Consider the following 15,919-nt stretch of genomic DNA (forward strand, 5'->3'; position numbering starts at 1 on the left):
GAACAATTTTGCGAGCTTGGTTTGTCCGGCTTTTTCTTATCGACCCGCTTGCTGAGCCTGCACCGCCGTTACTGCGATGATGTGCAGGATATCCTCGGAGGAGCAACCGCGCGACAGATCGTTCGCTGGCTTGGCCAGCCCCTGCAGCACCGGACCGATGGCTTCGACCCCGCCGATCCGCTGCGCGATCTTGTAGCCAAGATTGCCCGCGTTCAGGCTGGGGAAGACAAAGACATTCGCCTCGCCCTTCAGCGGGGAATCGGTTGCTTTTGTGGCCGCGACCTCGGGGACGAAGGCGGCGTCGAACTGCAGCTCTCCGTCGATCAGAAGGGTCGGGTCGGCGGCGCGCGCGATCTGCGTGGCCTCGACCACCTTGGATACTTTGGGGTGGTCCGCGCTGCCTGATGTGGAAAAGGACAGCATCGCCACCCGCGCTGTACCACCGGTAAGGGCGGTGTAGGACGCGGCCGAGGCCCGGGCGATTTCCGCCATTTCCTGCGCGTCCGGGTCCACGATCAGGCCGCAATCGGCAAAGATGCGCGCGCCTTTGACCTCGTGATGATCCTGACAGAACAACATCAGAAAGAAGCTGGACACCATGGCAGCATCGGGCGCGGTGCCGATGATCTGCAGGGCCGCGCGCACGGTGTCCGAAGTGGTCTCGACCGCGCCGCCGACCGTGCCGTCGGCCAGGCCCTGCTGCACCAGCAATGCCGCATAGACCAGGCGGTTGGACACCTGTTCGCGCGCGTCCTCGGGCGTCATGCCTTTGTGGCGGCGCAACTCATACAAGACCTGTGCCAAGGCCGGAGCGTGGGTCGAGGTCTGAGGGTCGTGAATCTCGATCCGGTCCCGGTCGTAGCCGTCATGCGCCTCCAACAGGGCCGAGACACTGGCCATGTCGCCCACAAGAATAATGCGTGCGACGCCTTCTTTGATGGCTTTCACTGCCCCCTCTACAACGCGCGGATCATCGCCCTCGGACAGGGCGATGATCTTGTCAGAGCTGGTCGCAACCCCGAGTATTGCGCGCAGGGGTTTCAAGCCGTTACGCCCCGGCCTGCGGGGTCATGTCCGCCGCGCTGATCCCGGCAACCTCGACCGGTTTCTTCATGGCGTCGCGGCGGAAGGGCTCGCCCAGTTCCTGATTGATCATCGCTTCGATCAGGGTGGTGATGCCGTTCTTCTGATCCTCGATCGCCTGATTCAGCGCGGCGGTCAGTTCGTCCATCGTGCGGGCGACCACACCTTTCAGGCCACAGGCTTTTGCGATGCCGGCGTAAGAGACCTGAGTGTCCAGCTCGGTGCCGACAAAATTGTCGTCATACCACAGGGTCGAGTTCCGCTTTTCCGCGCCCCACTGGTAGTTGCGGAAGACGATCTGGGTGATCGCGGGCCATTCCTCGCGGCCAATCGCGGTCAGTTCGGTCACGGCGATTCCGAAAGCACCGTCGCCCGAGAAACCAACCACAGGCGTATCCGGGCAGCCGATCTTGGCACCGATCACCGACGGCAGGCCATAGCCACAGGGGCCGAACAGGCCGGGCGCCAGATACTTGCGGCCTTCTTCAAAGGACGGATAGGCGTTGCCGATGGCGCAGTTGTTGCCGATATCGGACGAGATGATCGCCTCTTTCGGCAGGGCCGACTGAATCGCGCGCCACGCCATGCGGGGGCTCATCCAGTCCGGTTTGGCCGAGCGCGCGCGCTCGTTCCATGTGGTGCCGGGATCGTCCTGCTCGTGATCCATCGAGGACAGTTCCTGTGCCCAGGCCGATTTGGTGGTGGCGATCAGATCCTTGCGCGCCTGACGGCCTTCGTCACCAGCGGTACCGGAGAGTTTCGCAAGCAGTGTATCGGCGACCTTTTTGGCGTCACCAACGATGCCCACGGTGACGGGCTTGGTCAGGCCGATCCGCTCGGGTTTTACGTCAACCTGAATGATCTTCGCGTCAGTTGGCCAGTAGTCGATGCTATAGCCCGGCAGGGTCGAGAACGGGTTCAGCCGGGTGCCCAGCGCCAGAACGACGTCGGCTTTCGAGATCAACTGCATCCCGGCTTTCGAGCCGTTATAGCCCAAGGGGCCAGCATGTAGCGGGTGCGAGCCGGGGAAGGCGTCATTGTGCTGGTAACCGCAGCAGACCGGGGCATCCAGACGTTCGGCCAGCGCAACGGTGGATGGGATCGCGCCCGCCAGCACCACGCCCGCGCCGTTGAGGATCACCGGGAAGCGGGCGTTCGACAGCAGTTCGGCGGCCTGATCCAGCGCGGCCTCGCCACCCGAGGGCAGTTCGAAATCGACGATGCGGGGCAGTTCAATGTCGACAACCTGCGTGAAGTAATCGCGCGGCACGTTGATTTGTGCTGGCGCGCTGTAACGTTTTGCGTTCTGGATCACGCGGCTGAGAACCTCGGCCATGCGCGACGGATCGCGGACCTCTTCCTGATAGCAGACGCAGTCGGCGAACATGTTCATCTGCTCGATTTCCTGGAACCCGCCCTGACCCACGGTCTTGTTCGCGGCCTGGGGCGTCACCAGCAGCAGCGGTGTGTGGTTCCAGTAAGCGGTTTTCACAGCGGTCACGAAGTTCGAGATACCGGGCCCGTTTTGCGCGATCATCATCGAGATTTTGCCGGTGGCGCGGGTATAGCCATCCGCCATCATCCCGCCCGAACCTTCGTGCGCGCAGTCCCAGAAGGTGATACCGGCCTTGGGGAAAATGTCGGAAATGGGCATGAAGGCCGAACCGATGATGCCGAAGGCATGCTCGATCCCGTGCATTTGCAGAACCTTAACAAAAGCCTCTTCAGTGGTCATTTTCATCTGAGTGTTCTCCGCGCATATGTGGAAAGGCCGGGCACCCCGCCCCGCCGTTGCATATGGTTGTGACCCATGGGGCGGAGCGGCGTTAGGGCCAGAACGCGGGGCGGATTATATCCAGAGGAGGTTTTACCCCGCCCGAATGGCCTTGGCGATCAGCTTGATTCCGGGCTCGATCCGGTCCGTGGCAATCGAGGAATAGCCCAGCCGATAGAAGTTGCTTGGCCTGTCGGGGCCGGAAAAGAACGGCTCTCCGGGTTCGATGTGAACGCTCTGGCTTTGCAGGGCTCGCGCAAGCTGCCTTGTGTCAGTGCTGTCGGGTGCGGCCATCCAGATGGACGAACCGCCCAGAATGCCGCGCCCGGCAACCGTCAGGCCGTGCTGATCAATGGCGGCGTCTAGCGCCCGGCGCCGGTCCGCCAGCGCGTTGGACATGCGCCTGATCTGCGCGTCGTAATGGCCAAGCGACAGGAAATAGGCCGCCGTGCGCTGAATATGACCGGGCGGGTGGCGCAGGACCAGCGATCGCAGGGCGCGCGCCTCGCGAATGAACCGCTCGGACCCGACCATGTAGCCAAGCCTAAGGCCCGGAAACAGGGATTTTGAGAAACTGCCCACATAGATCACCCGTCCGTCGCGATCCATGGATTTCAGCGCGGGTGAGGGCGCGCCGAGAAAGGCCATCTCGAACTCATAATCGTCTTCCACGATCATCGCATCCAGATCGCGGGCCCGGTCAAGCAGCGCTGTGCGCCGATCCACCGGCATGGTCGCGGTTGTCGGGCTTTGATGGCTGGGGGTGGTGAAAATGACGTCGACATCGTCCGGGATTGCATCCGGTGGCAACCCGTCCCGATCCACCTTCAACGGCGCAACCGTGCAGTCCCAATGGTTCAGCAGATCGCGCAGCGCGTAGTAACACGGGTCTTCAATCGCCGCCTTGCGCCCATTGTTCAAAAGAATGCGCGAGGCCAGCCACAGCGCATTCTGTGCGCCCATCGTGATCAGAATCTCTTCGGGTCGTGCGGCGATGCCCCGGCGGGGCAGGGTGTGGCGGGCGATGAATTCGACCAGCAGCGGGTCGTCCTGATCCACATAGTCCGCCGTCAGCGAGTCGAAATCCTTGTGCCCCAGCGCCCGCACCGCGCAGAGCCGCCAGTTGGCGTGGTCAAACAGGGTGCGATCCGCCTGACCGTAGATGAACGGGTAGCGATAGCTGCGCCAATCGGTGGGTTTCGGCAGAACATCCCCGCCCGAATAGGTGCGGGCCAGCGCTTTGTCCCAGTCCACGGTCTCATCCCCGCGTTGGACGGGGGTGTATTTGGGTGGCACCGGCGCGTTTTGCGAAACGTAATAGCCCGATCGGCCCTTTGCGGTCAGGTAGTCGTTTGCCAGCAATTCGGTATAAGCCAGCGTGACGGTGATCCGGCTGACGCCCAGATGCGCGGCGAGTTTGCGTGACGACGGCAGCTTTTCCCCCACGTGGAAGCGCCCCGACAGGATGCCCTCGGCAATCATCTGCTGGATCTGCGCCTGCAGCGTGCCTTGTCCGTTGAGCTCAAGAAAGAAGGTATCGACCGATATTCCCATAGCTTTCTTATAAGTTGGACTTATGCATTGGGCAATCTGGACTTAACGTAATTTTTCCATCTGGCGAAGAATTCAGGTTGACGCCTTTGAACCATTAAACTAAATAACCAGAAAATTAGTTTTATGGAGAGATCAGATGTGGGAAACCGCCGCAGCAGGCTTTTCAGCCATGGGGTCCGAGGCCCGGCTGAAGGTTCTGAAAACGCTGGTCCGCGCTGGTGAGGCCGGACTGACCGTCGGAGAAATCCAAAACCGGACGGGTATTGCGCCGTCCACGCTGGCGCATCACCTGCGGTTCCTCGCGGCCGGGGGCGTTGTCGAGCAAGAGAAAAACGGGCGCAGCACGATCAACCGCGCCTGCTATGACGAGCTTAGAAATCTAGCGCAGTTCATCCTCAGTGAATGCTGCGCTGACGAAGTGGGAAAGGCCGCGAACGATGGCTGAGTTGACGCAAAACCCCAAAGCCTCGGCAAAGGCTCTGGTCGATCTGATCAAGACCCCCTGGGCGCTGATCGTCGCGATCCTTGCTGCGGTGGCCGTTCTGGACCCGGGCAACTGGACCGAGGTTATCACCTTTGCTGCCAAAGCGCTGGCGCATACCGGCCAGTACATCCTGTTCGCCGTTCTTCTGCTGTCCTACCTCAAGGCCACCGGGGCCGAGGTAATGGTGGCGCGCGCCTTTGAAGGGCGCGAAACGCGGATGATCTTTCTGGCCGCACTCTTCGGCGGCCTGGCCCCGTTCTGTTCCTGCGAGGTCATTCCCTTCATCGCCGGATTGCTGGCCCTAGGCGCTCCGTTGTCCGCTGTCATGGCGTTCTGGCTGAGTTCACCGCTGATCGACCCGCCGACCCTGCTGATCACCGCAGGCGCGTTGGGCTGGCCGTTTGCCATTGGCAAAGCGGTCGCAGCTGTCGCGCTGGGCCTGTTCGGAGGCTTCGCCGTGCGTCTGCTGATGAAGCAGGGGGCCTTTGCGCAGCCCTTGCGCGTCTACAAACCTGCAGGATGTTGCGGCTGTGGTCCAAAACAGGATGACAAACCGGTGTGGAAGTTTTGGCAAGAGCCCGAGCGTATCCAGCGCTTCAAATCTGAATTCATCCACAACGGTCTGTTCCTGCTGAAATGGCTGGCGCTGGCCTATGTTCTGGAGGCGTTGCTGGTCAGCTACGTGCCCGCCGATCTGATCGCCCGCGTTGTCGGAGGCGAAGGCGTGTTGCCTATCGTCACCGCCGCGCTGGTCGGAATGCCCGCCTACCTGAACTCCTACGTCGCGCCGCCCCTGTTGGCGGGCCTGATGGAACAGGGCATGAGCGCAGGTGCCGCGATGGCCTTTATGGTCGCCGGGGCGGTCAGTTCGATACCGGCCATGGCGGCGGTCTGGTCACTGGTCAAACCACGCGTGTTTGCCACCTATCTGGGCCTGGGGGTCGGCGGCGCAATCGTCGCTGGCATCCTGTTCCAGATGATCTGAAAACAAAAAAAACCGCCCGGCACTGTCGCCGGGCGGTATTTTCTTAGACATTCAATAACTCAACCCGCTTCGCAGAAGCGTGGAAGCTTGAACCGATAGCGCGCTTCGCCGCTTTCCACGTAAACCCGCTTTTCCACACAGGCGCTGGTGCCGACGGTCTGGGACACCGGTGCCTCGGTCGAGGTGATCGAGGCAGCGGAACCATCCGGCAACCGGACCGAGGCGATGACGCCGTTCCGCAGGTCTCCGTTGATTGCAGTGGCCGACAGGACCGGGACGGTCATGAAGGAGTGATGCTCGTGCTCGCCGTCATCGCCCAGTACAAAAAGGCTGGTGACGATGACAATCATGACCACGCCTCCGGCCAGACCCAGCCCCCAGGTTTTCAAAAAGGCATAGATCGAAACGGCGCGGTGCGGGCCAAAAACAGCGGACAGAACGTTCAGCATGGGTTTTCCGTAAGAAAAGCCCCGGACCGTTCAGGCCGGGGCTGTCAGAGCATCAGAAACGCGGGGTCTCTTCGTCTTCTTCCTCACCGCCGCCTTTGGGCAGGTTGAAGAAGCTGTCCGCGTCGACCATCGGTTCGTCTTCTTTCTCATCCTCGGAATCGTCGGACAGCGAGAAGGTCTCTAGGCCTTCGATGGCGGTCGGGATCTTGGGCGCGGTGTCCATTTCCAGCGACTGCTCGGTCGAAACCAGCTTGCGGCGCTCATCATCGCTCATGACACCGCCCTCGGCGGCTTTCTTCGCGGCGGCCTTTTGAACGACGGCATCCAGTTCCGACTGTTTGCACAGGCCCAGAGCGACAGGATCGATGGGCTGCATGTTCGAGATGTTCCAGTGCGTGCGCTCGCGGATCGACTGGATCGTCGGCTTGGTGGTGCCGACCAACTTGGCGATCTGGCCGTCGCTGAGTTCCGGGTGGAACTTGACCAGCCACAGGATCGAGTTCGGGCGGTCCTGACGCTTGGACAGGGGCGTGTAGCGCGGGCCACGGCGCTTTTCTTCACCAGCGGCAGACGGATTGAACTTGAGCTTCAGCTTGTGTAGCGGGTTGTTTTGCGCAGTGTCGATCTCTTCTTGAGTCAGCTGGTTGTTGGCAATCGGGTCGAACCCTTTCACGCCAGCGGCCACGTCGCCGTCTGCTATGCCCTGCACTTCCAACTCGTGCATGCCTACGAAATCCGCGATCTGCTTGAAGCTGATCGTGGTGTTGTCCACCAGCCATACGGCGGTTGCCTTGGCCATCAGGGGTTTTGCCATCAGCCCGTCTCCTATGAATACATCTGTCCCGTCGCCGGAATTCGGCGGCCCCGAGGTCTTGGGGCAGGTTTCCGTTGTCGGGGAACTTGGGGCCTATATAGTCTCGTCAGGGTAAGAAGGGAAGAGGCGAATGCGCTGGGTTTTGTTGTGGGTGCTGAGCGCCGTAGCGGCGCTGGCCGAGGGCGAGAAGGCCGGGGAATTCGACTACTACATCCTGTCGCTCAGCTGGTCGCCCAATTGGTGTGCCCGGACAGGCGATGCGCGTGGCTCGGACCAGTGCGATGCCCGGCATGATCACGGCTGGGTCCTGCATGGGCTCTGGCCGCAATATCATCAGGGCTGGCCTTCGTACTGCCCCACGCCAAAGGCCCCGCCATCGCGGGCCATGACCCGCGAAATGGAGGATATTCAGGGGTCTTCCGGCCTAGCGTGGCATCAGTGGAAGAAACACGGGACGTGCACGGGGCTTTCTGCGTCCGACTATTTCGCGCTGTCCCGGCGGGCCTATGAGGGCGTCCAGCGCCCGCCGGTGTTCCGCAAGCTGGACCAGTCGGTCAAACTGCCCGCCTCGGTAGTGGAAGAGGCGTTTCTGAAGGCGAACCCGACGCTTGAACCCGACATGATCACCATCACCTGCAAACAGGGCTATATCGAAGAGGTCCGCCTGTGCCTGTCCCGCGCGCTTGGTCCAGTGCCTTGTGGCCGGGACGTGATCCGCGACTGCACTGCGACGGACGCGCTGTTCGATCCGATTCGTTAAAGCTCGCCGCTTTGGCATTCCCGCGCGTATTCCAGCGCCTTGGCCGTGCCTTTCAGATCAATCGCCATGACGGTCTCACCTGCCGGGTTGTAAACGGTCAGGGTCTTGTTCTGCGCAATCGCAGTGACGAAATTGCGGTCGGTGAAGAACACAGTCGCCCCCGGCACGTCGCGTTCATTGAACCCGATGGCGGTGGCGTCGAAGCTTTTCCCGTCGAGGTCAAACCGGATCGGATAGCTCACGCCCTGCTTAATGTCGCCCCAGGCCTTGTTGTAAACGGCGAAATACCCACGATTGTCCAGCGCGTCATAGCCTATGCGCACCACCGAGAGGTCCTGATACACCGTCTGGATAAGACACCCGTTGCCAAGCGCGGGATCCATCATGATGTTCCAGCCCTCGACGAAGCCTTTGTCGATGAGCTGTTGCGACAGGGCAGCGGTTGCGGTGAAAGCGGCGAGGGTGAAGGCGAGAAGGCGGTGCATTGAACTACTCTGAAACTAATATCGATCTATTGACGTTAGTGATCTTTTCTTGAATTACAAAGCTGTAATTTTAATGAAATATTAGGATGATAGGGAGCCAATGAAGCTACTATTCACCGCTCTGCTCGGCGTTTTAGCTTACTCCGTAACTGCAATCGTCCTTTTCGGAGGTGTGTTTCAGCCCATCGCTCTTCTTACGTTTTGGAACGGTCGATTGGGTGCCCCTTTTTGGCCAGTCTTCGTGTTACTTGGCGGTCTTCTTGGGTTTTTGGTCAGCGCGTTTTTGCAAAGGCTTGCATTCAAATCCCCAGTGATCTTGCCTATGTTTGTTGTCTTGACCATGGTCCTGTCGGCTGTATTTGTCGGCGCTTACGCAACCATCCTGCGCAACAGAGAAATCAGTGCATTTGGTGCGGAGGCAGAGTTTCGAAACTCATTCTTTGATACACTACGAAATGCTCCAAGGGAGTTTCAGTTCTTTTTGCATGCGGCGGCACTAAAAGAATGCGTTCCATACGCTTGGAGCTATCGCACCATGTCATTTTACAGACTACCGAACAACGTGGCCGTTAACGTTTTGCCTGGCGAATGGCTGCTACGCTGCAATATTACCAGAACCTAGATCGTGCATTAATGAAAGGAACCTCTGAAAGGTTCAGAGTTCTTTCCGCGCCCTGAGCGCCGCCGTAATCGTCCCGTCATCCAGATAGTCCAACTCGCCCCCAATCGGTACGCCTTGCGCCAGTGAGGTCAGTCGGACCTGACCTTCCAGTTGGTCGGCGATATAATGGGCGGTGGTCTGGCCATCGACGGTGGCGTTTAGGGCGAGGATGACCTCGGTGATGCCTTCGGCTGTGACCCGGTCCTTGAGGCGGGGAATGCGCAATTCGTCGGGGCCGACGCCGTCCAGCGCAGAGAGCGTGCCGCCGAGCACGTGGTAGCGGCCTTTGAATACGCCTGCGCGCTCCATCGCCCAGAGGTCGGCGACGTCTTCGACCACGCAGAGCTCGCCGGTCGCGCGGGCCTCGGCATCGCAGATGTCACATATGTCGGTGGTGCCCACATTACCGCAGTTCAGACATTCGCGGGCGGTGATGGCGACCTGCTGCATGGCGTCGGACAGGGGCGTCAGCAGCAGGGCACGTTTGCGGATCAGGTGCAGCACCGCCCGGCGGGCCGAGCGGGGGCCGAGGCCGGGCAGCTTGGCCATCAGGTCGATCAGATTGTCGATGTCGCTGTTCGAACTCACGGGCTGTCCTGTGTGACGCCGGAGGGAGCCTCCGGCGGGAGTATTTTTGAAAAGATAAAGATCAGAACGGCAGCTTGATGTCTGCAGGCAGGCCCATGCTTTCGGTCAGCTTGGCCATCTCGGCCTGCGCGCGCTCGGTGGCCTTAGTCTGGGCGTCCTTGATGGCGGCGAGGATCAGGTCTTCGACCACTTCCTTGTCGTCGCCGTTGAAGATCGATGGGTCGATGTCCAGACCCTTGAGCTCGCCCTTGGCGGTGGCGGTGGCTTTGACCAGGCCCGCACCGGATTCGCCGACAACCATCAGATTGTTCAGTTCCTCCTGCATCTCGGTCATCTTGGTTTGCAGGTCCTGCGCGGATTTCATCATCTTGGCCATATCGCCCAGACCGCCTAGTCCTTTGAGCATCGGTATTCTCCTATATGCGGGGGCGCAGCGCGCCGTGTATGAGTTTCGCACATATCGCAATTGCGAGGGCGAGGAACAAGAGGGGTGATCCAATACAGCCTTCTTGCATTGCTGCCCAACGAACATCGTCCAGAACAGGGCCATAATGATCTATTCCAATCATGAAGGTGAGCAAAATCCAGACAAACGCGAAAATCCACTTTGGAATGCGCCACTTTGAAAAGGCTGCGAGGACGGACAGTGTTAACAGACCTAGAATGATTGGGTTCAGGGTAAGCGCTAGGAACTCGTCAAGTATAGATGCCGGGCCAGAGGCAGGATCCCAACGTGCGCGCTCTTTGTCGCAGACTTCTGCCATCGCCTCTGAAGCCGCGAGCGAAAGAATTAATCCTCCTCGAACGGGTCCCATTCGTCTTCGACCTCGGGCAGGGCTTCGGTTTCGACCTTGGCCGCGCGTTCTTCGGGAGTTTCGATTCGGGCGATCTTTGCCTTGGGGAACTGGGCCAGCACGGCCTGCACCAGCGGATGCTGCTCGGCCTCGGCTTTCAGGGCAAGTTCGGCCTTGTCCCGCACTTCGGCAATGGTTGGCGCGTCGCCGTCGGAGACGATCGACACTGCCCAGCGGTTGCCGGTCCAGCGTTGCAGGGCAGAGCCGAGCCGGGGGGCGAGGTCCGTTGGAGCCTGCGCGGCAGGGGTGAATTCGATGCGGCCCGGCTGGTAGGACACCAGACGCAGGCCGGTTTCGACCTCGACCAGCAGCTTCACGTCCCGGTTGGCGCGGATCAGTTCGACCACGTGGTCAAAGGTCGGATAGCGGGCGAGCGCGGCTTGTGTCTCCTGCGCCAGCGCTGCCACGGGTGCGCTGCCCGATCCGCGCGGGGCAGGGGTGTAGGTGGCAGGCGCGGCGCTGGCCTGAACCGGCGGTGCGCCATTGTTGGACAGAGGGACACCGCCACCGGGGCCATTTGGCGGAGGCGGGGCGTCCTGCAGGCGTTTGATCAGCTCTTCGGGGCTGGGCAGGTCGGCCACATGGGTCAGGCGGATCACCGCCATCTCGGCGGCCATCATGGCATTTGGGGCGGCCGAGACCTCGTCCAGCGCTTTCAGCAGCATCTGCCACATGCGGGTCAGGACGCGCATCGGCAGCGCCTCGGCCATTTGCTGGCCCCGGGCGCGTTCGTCGGGGGAAACGGTCGGGTCTTCGGCGGCGTCGGGCGTGATTTTCACCACCGACACCCAATGCGTGATTTCGGCCAGATCGCGCAGGACGGCCAGCGGGTCGGCCCCTTCGGCATACTGCGCGCTGAGTTCGGTCAGCGCGCCCGCCGCATCGCCGCGCAGGATCATGTCGATCAGGTCCAGCACGCGACCCCGGTCAGCCAGACCCAGCATCGCGCGCACCTGATCGGCGCTGGTCTCACCCGCGCCGTGGCTGATCGCCTGATCCAGCAGCGAGGTCGCGTCACGGGCCGAGCCCTCGGCGGCGCGGGTGATCAGCGCCAGCGCGTCCTCGGCGATCTGAGCACCTTCGGCGTCGGCGATCTTGCGCAGCAGGCCGATCATGTCCTCGGGCTCGATCCGGCGCAGGTCGAAGCGCTGGCAGCGGGACAGGACTGTGACCGGCACCTTGCGAATCTCGGTGGTGGCGAAGATGAATTTCACATGCTCGGGCGGTTCTTCCAACGTCTTGAGCAGCGCGTTAAAAGCGCTGGTCGAGAGCATGTGGACCTCGTCGATGATGTAGATCTTGTAACGGGCCGAGGCCGCGCGATAGCGCACGCTGTCGATGATCTCGCGGATATCATTCACGCCGGTGCGACTGGCGGCGTCCATCTCCATCACGTCGACATGGCGGCCTTCCATGATCGCTAGGCAATGCTCGCACTGGCCGCAAGGTTCTGTCGTGGGGCCGCCCTGACCATCCGGCCCGATGCAGTTCATCCCCTTGGCGATGATCCGGGCCGTGGTGGTTTTGCCGGTGCCACGAATGCCTGTCATGACAAAGGCTTGCGCGATCCGATCGGCCTCGAACGCGTTTTTCAGCGTGCGCACCATCGCGTCCTGTCCCACAAGATCGGCGAAAGTTTCCGGGCGGTATTTGCGGGCGAGAACCTGATAGGCGGGGCTGGGCGTGTCGGTCATGTCTGCTTTCGCGGATTCGAGGTCTGCCGCAGCGTAGAGGTCGCCGCCGCCCGCGTCCACAGCGTGTCGTCAGGATTTTTGTTTTGGAAAACGCCGGTCCTTGCGTAAACTGGTTCAGCCTATTTCAGAGACTGTATTTTTGGCGATTATTGTACGAGGGGGCTCGGTTTATGTCTCAGATGGCAATCTATGCCCTGCAGGTTGGGGGCGGTACGCTGGCTTTGACGCCGATTCCAGGCTGCAGCGGGGATTATTCCGGCGATCTGGACCTGATTTCGGACTGGAAACCGGGGCTGGTGATTTCGATGACTACTGCGGTTGAGTTGTTGCAGCACGGTGCGCAGGATTTTGGCAGCGATATTCAGGGCCGCGCCAGCCGTTGGGTGCATCTGCCGGTTGAAGATTTTGGTGCGCCGCCACAGGAGGTCGTCGACGCGTGGCCCTCGGTCAGCGCAACGGTGCGGCAAGCGCTGTCCGGTGGCGGGCGGGTGCTGGTTCACTGCCGGGGTGGCTGTGGCCGGTCGGGCATGGTTGTCCTGCGGTTGATGGTCGAAAGCGGAGAGGCCCCGGACAAGGCACTGTCACGGTTGCGGGCCATCCGGGCCTGCGCGGTCGAGACCGAGGGGCAGATGGCCTGGGCCGTCGGGACGGCACAGGTGGTGAGTGACGCGTGAATCAGACCGAAACCTGATGAACCTGCGCTGGCACTTCGCGCGGGGCAATTGCGGTGACTTCAAGCATGGCGCAGGGCGGGCTGGTGATTGCGCTTGAGGGCAAAGCGGTCAAGCCGGTGCCAAAGATCATGTCGGCATAGCGGTCCAGCGCTTCCAGATCATCCCCGGCCGCCTTGCCGCAAAACACCCGGACCTGATCCGGGCGCGCCCGAAACCAGGCGGTGCAGCCGCCGGAACAGAAACTCAATTCGCTGCTGCCTTCGATTTCGAATTCATCGGTGGTTACGGGCCCGGCCTGCGCAACCGCTTGCGTCAGCGCCCGCGCCATTTGGGCCAGCGCCGGGCAGGTTTTGCCGGTCCGCTGGCATACGGTTGCAGTGAATTGATGTGTCTTCGTCTTCCAGATCATCCTGCGCCCTCCGCGCGGCGGACGGGGGATGCGGATCAGGCGGGACTGCGCGAAGCTGTCAGGACCTGCCCGGACACCCCGCCCGAGTTTCGGTTTCAGTTTTTGATGGCAGGTCTCCTGACTTGCGGGTCAAAGCGTTGCCGACCTTCCCAGCCTTTCGGCCAGTGGTGTTCCGGCAGTGCTCACCGCTTACAGTTGCGGGGGCAGTCGCGGCCTTGGTTCGTTCCGGCAAAGCCGGGCAGAACCGCACCGAGTTCCCTTTTCATCCCGACCCCTTGTGGGGGCCGGAAACCATCACACAATCGCTAGCGGTTGGCCGGGGCCCGAGTCAAGCTGATCTTGATCCGAGTTTTGCGCTGATCGCCCGAAGCGGACGTTTGGTCATGCGGGTTCGCTGTTGACTTGCGCGCGCCGTTCAGCGCCTGATCAGAAAATGAACCGATTGGTTCAGATTGATTCCGAGGGTGCCATGTTGGACGCGCAGCAGACGGTGTTGACCGAAGATTTTCAGTTTCCCTCCGGCCCGGCGATGCTGTCGGCGCGGTTGTACCAGCCTGTGACCGAGCCGGAAACGGTTGTCGCGCTGAACAGCGCCACCGGCGTTCCGCGCGACTATTACCGGCATTTCGCGCAGTGGCTGGCATCTGAGCGGGGCATGGCCTGCCTGACCTATGACTATCGCGATTTCGGGACGTCCGCGTCGGGGTCACTGAAGCACTCGACGGTCACGATGGCGGATTGGGCTCTGACCGACATGCCCGCTGCCCGCGCCGAGATGCGGCGGCGTTTTCCCAACGCGCAGCACTGGACCATTGGCCATTCGGTCGGCGCGATGCTGGGGCCGGTGCAGCCGGATATCGACCGGATCGACCGCATGATCTGCGTGTGCTCTGGGCTGGTCACGCTGACCGATCACCCCTGGCCCTATCGGGCGCTGGCGGGGCTGTTCTGGTACGGCCACGCGCCGTTGGCGGTGCGGATGATGGGCTATCTGCCGGGCAAGGCGCTGGGGTTTGGTTCGGATTTACCTGCGCCTGTGTATTGGCAGTGGCGTCGGTGGTGCACGGCGCCGCTGAACTACGTGCCCGAGATTGGCAAGGGGCTGCCAGAGGCCAAATGGGCCGGCTCAGGCGTGCCGGTGGATCTGTTCACATTTGAAGACGATCAGATGGTGCCGCCGCAAGCCGTCTGGCGGCTGGCCGATCTGTACGGGCCTGAGGCAAAACGGCATCTGCTGTCCCCGCAGGATTTCGGACTGCGCGAGATCGGCCATATCGGCGTTTTTGCGCGGCGTAACGCAGCTGTCTGGCCGCGCCTGATTGGCTGAGAAAGGGCACCGGGAACCCAGTGCCCCTGCAGTCATAGCCCTTTGCGGGATTTCTTGTCCTGCATCACGGACCGCACCATTTTGCCAAACGCCTTGTCGCGAGCCCGCGATTGCGCCACGGTTTCCGAGTTCCTCTGATCCTCGCGCCGCAGCTTCCGCCAACGCTCCAGCCGGTCGGCATCCAGCGTGCCGTCTGCAATGGCCGCTTGCACGGCGCAACCGGGCTCGGCCTCGTGCTGACAGTCCGAAAACCGGCATAAGGCGGCACGTTCGAGGATGTCCGAGAACACCTCATCCACGCCCTCATGCGCGTCCAGCAGGCGCAGGGCGCGCATGCCCGGCGTGTCGATCAGCCAACCGCCGTTTTGCATCCGGTGCAGGGCGCGCGCGGTAGTGGTGTGCCGCCCCCGCGCGTCGTCCTCGCGAATGTCGGCAGTACCGTCCTGTCGCCCGGTCATCCCGTTTGCTAACGTGGTCTTACCCACGCCCGACGACCCGACCAGCGCGGCTGTTTGTCCCTTTGGACACCAAGACAGAACCTGCTGCATGTCATCAGCCTCCAGCGCATTCACCGTCAGAACCGTCAGAAACGGTGCCAACCCCTGTGCCTTGGCGGCATAGTCCGAAGGATCGGCGCAGGTGTCTGCCTTGGTCAGAACCACAACTGGGTAGCAGCCGGATTGATAGGCAAGAGCCAGATATCGCTCCAGCCGGGGCAGGTTGAAATCGGCGTTGCACGAGCTGACGATGAACAGCACGTCCACATTGGCGGCGATAAGCTGCGCCTCGGCCTCGGTGCCTGCGGCGCGGCGTTGCAGGGTGCTACGCCGCTCCAGCAGGTGGCGGATTCGGTTATGGTCGTCGCTAAGCACCCAGTCGCCAACGGCGAAATCGCCCGTGGGCCGATCCGGGGACAGCAGAGGCGCTTCGCCCTCCGCATTCACTCCGATCAGCCGGTCGCGGTGAACGGCGGTGATGCGATAGGGATTGCACGAAGGATTGGCCGCGTGCTGCGCGGCAAAGTGAGAGGACCATCCAAGATCCGTAAGCGTCAAAGTCATTGGTCTGCCTGTGTTCAGGTACAGCAAAACCCACAGATGGCGGGCGCGCATCCGTCGGTCATGGGTTCAGGCAGTCGCGTGGATAGGGTTCAGAACCGCTCTGCCCGAAGGGTCTTTGCTACACTCATAAAAGCCCTCCTGCGGCTCGGGTTTGAATAAGTGAGAGGTTGGACATCGACCCAAGCGGGGCTCGTTGTGGCTGCTTCCTTCCGGACCTGACCAGGTTGGCGAGGCGCTCGCCCGCGCCAACCTCTCAATCCCCG

17 protein-coding genes, 1 other RNA gene and 1 riboswitch are annotated in these 15,919 nt (G+C 61.7%); of the genes, 6 read left to right on the forward strand and 12 right to left on the reverse strand.

Translation table 11 applies throughout. From position 1 onward, the window contains the following. Positions 1–36 precede the first annotated feature (36 nt). From pta to pdxR, 3 genes are all read right to left on the reverse strand, one after another. A complete protein-coding gene (gene pta, locus ACR0NJ_RS04245) occupies positions 37–1,044 on the reverse strand; it encodes a phosphate acetyltransferase (protein WP_480815888.1) in 1,008 nt (335 codons plus the stop codon). A gap of 4 nt (positions 1,045–1,048) precedes the next feature. Further along, a complete protein-coding gene (gene xsc / locus ACR0NJ_RS04250) occupies positions 1,049–2,824 on the reverse strand; it encodes a sulfoacetaldehyde acetyltransferase (RefSeq protein ID WP_480815889.1) in 1,776 nt (591 codons plus the stop codon). A gap of 126 nt (positions 2,825–2,950) precedes the next feature. Next, the gene (gene pdxR, locus ACR0NJ_RS04255; protein ID WP_480815890.1) at positions 2,951–4,411 is read right to left on the reverse strand and encodes a MocR-like pyridoxine biosynthesis transcription factor PdxR; all 1,461 of its coding nucleotides are present in this window, start codon (positions 4,409–4,411) and stop codon (positions 2,951–2,953) included. A 136-nt stretch (positions 4,412–4,547) separates the two neighbouring features. Here pdxR and ACR0NJ_RS04260 point away from each other — a divergent pair, with 136 nt between their 5' ends. Together ACR0NJ_RS04260 and ACR0NJ_RS04265 are read left to right on the forward strand one after the other, a co-directional pair. Then, entirely contained in the window at positions 4,548–4,856 is a 309-nt protein-coding gene (locus ACR0NJ_RS04260; protein ID WP_480815891.1) for an ArsR/SmtB family transcription factor, read from the forward strand. Then, the gene (locus ACR0NJ_RS04265; RefSeq protein ID WP_480815892.1) at positions 4,849–5,880 is read left to right on the forward strand and encodes a permease; all 1,032 of its coding nucleotides are present in this window, start codon (positions 4,849–4,851) and stop codon (positions 5,878–5,880) included. Before ACR0NJ_RS04260 ends, ACR0NJ_RS04265 begins: the two co-directional genes overlap by 8 nt. A 59-nt stretch (positions 5,881–5,939) precedes the next feature. Here ACR0NJ_RS04265 and ACR0NJ_RS04270 read toward each other — a convergent pair whose 3' ends face one another. Continuing rightward, positions 5,940–6,329 carry a hypothetical protein gene (locus ACR0NJ_RS04270; protein WP_480815893.1) on the reverse strand — a complete coding sequence of 130 codons (390 nt, stop codon included), beginning with the start codon at positions 6,327–6,329 and terminating at the stop codon, positions 5,940–5,942. Between the two features lie 52 nt (positions 6,330–6,381). Further along, on the reverse strand, positions 6,382–7,143 hold the full coding sequence (locus tag ACR0NJ_RS04275; RefSeq protein WP_480815894.1) for a DUF1013 domain-containing protein: 762 nt from the start codon (positions 7,141–7,143) through the stop codon (positions 6,382–6,384). 130 nt (positions 7,144–7,273) lie between these two features. Between ACR0NJ_RS04275 and ACR0NJ_RS04280 the strand changes: the two genes are divergently transcribed. Next, positions 7,274–7,903, forward strand: coding sequence for a ribonuclease T2 family protein (locus ACR0NJ_RS04280; RefSeq protein ID WP_480815895.1), 630 nt, complete (start codon positions 7,274–7,276; stop codon positions 7,901–7,903). Here ACR0NJ_RS04280 and ACR0NJ_RS04285 read toward each other — a convergent pair. Then, a complete protein-coding gene (locus tag ACR0NJ_RS04285) occupies positions 7,900–8,388 on the reverse strand; it encodes a hypothetical protein (protein WP_480815896.1) in 489 nt (162 codons plus the stop codon). The two genes, ACR0NJ_RS04280 and ACR0NJ_RS04285, sit on opposite strands and share 4 nt — an antisense overlap. A 100-nt stretch (positions 8,389–8,488) precedes the next feature. Here ACR0NJ_RS04285 and ACR0NJ_RS04290 point away from each other — a divergent pair, with 100 nt between their 5' ends. Beyond that, complete coding sequence (locus ACR0NJ_RS04290) at positions 8,489–9,010, forward strand: hypothetical protein (RefSeq protein WP_480815897.1); 522 nt, start codon at positions 8,489–8,491, stop codon at positions 9,008–9,010. 33 nt (positions 9,011–9,043) lie between these two features. Here ACR0NJ_RS04290 and recR read toward each other — a convergent pair whose 3' ends face one another. From recR to ACR0NJ_RS04305, 3 genes are all read right to left on the reverse strand, one after another. Continuing rightward, entirely contained in the window at positions 9,044–9,637 is a 594-nt protein-coding gene (gene recR, locus ACR0NJ_RS04295) for a recombination mediator RecR (protein WP_170783035.1), read from the reverse strand. A 61-nt stretch (positions 9,638–9,698) separates the two neighbouring features. Further along, positions 9,699–10,043: a YbaB/EbfC family nucleoid-associated protein gene (locus tag ACR0NJ_RS04300; RefSeq protein WP_480815898.1), complete on the reverse strand. Its 345-nt coding sequence runs from the start codon at positions 10,041–10,043 to the stop codon at positions 9,699–9,701. A 384-nt stretch (positions 10,044–10,427) separates the two neighbouring features. Next, complete coding sequence (locus ACR0NJ_RS04305) at positions 10,428–12,245, reverse strand: DNA polymerase III subunit gamma/tau (protein WP_480815899.1); 1,818 nt, start codon at positions 12,243–12,245, stop codon at positions 10,428–10,430. Positions 12,246–12,355: 110 nt separating this feature from the next. Here ACR0NJ_RS04305 and ACR0NJ_RS04310 point away from each other — a divergent pair, with 110 nt between their 5' ends. Next, positions 12,356–12,859, forward strand: a complete 504-nt coding sequence (locus ACR0NJ_RS04310; RefSeq protein WP_480815900.1) for a protein-tyrosine phosphatase family protein — start codon at positions 12,356–12,358, stop codon at positions 12,857–12,859. Position 12,860: 1 nt separating this feature from the next. Here ACR0NJ_RS04310 and ACR0NJ_RS04315 read toward each other — a convergent pair whose 3' ends face one another. Beyond that, complete coding sequence (locus ACR0NJ_RS04315; RefSeq protein ID WP_480815901.1) at positions 12,861–13,268, reverse strand: hypothetical protein; 408 nt, start codon at positions 13,266–13,268, stop codon at positions 12,861–12,863. A 90-nt stretch (positions 13,269–13,358) separates the two neighbouring features. Beyond that, positions 13,359–13,579, reverse strand: a riboswitch (cobalamin riboswitch). A gap of 122 nt (positions 13,580–13,701) precedes the next feature. On the opposite strand from ACR0NJ_RS04315, the gene ACR0NJ_RS04320 reads away from it, so the two are divergent. Next, positions 13,702–14,595: an alpha/beta hydrolase family protein gene (locus tag ACR0NJ_RS04320; protein ID WP_480815902.1), complete on the forward strand. Its 894-nt coding sequence runs from the start codon at positions 13,702–13,704 to the stop codon at positions 14,593–14,595. Positions 14,596–14,627: 32 nt separating this feature from the next. On the opposite strand, the gene rsgA is transcribed toward ACR0NJ_RS04320, so the two are convergent. Next, positions 14,628–15,656: a ribosome small subunit-dependent GTPase A gene (gene rsgA / locus ACR0NJ_RS04325; protein WP_480815903.1), complete on the reverse strand. Its 1,029-nt coding sequence runs from the start codon at positions 15,654–15,656 to the stop codon at positions 14,628–14,630. A gap of 157 nt (positions 15,657–15,813) precedes the next feature. Next, positions 15,814–15,912, reverse strand: an RNA gene (gene ffs, locus ACR0NJ_RS04330) — signal recognition particle sRNA small type. Between the last annotated feature and the right edge of the window lie 7 nt (positions 15,913–15,919).

This window comes from Ruegeria sp. F11, assembly GCF_056533855.1.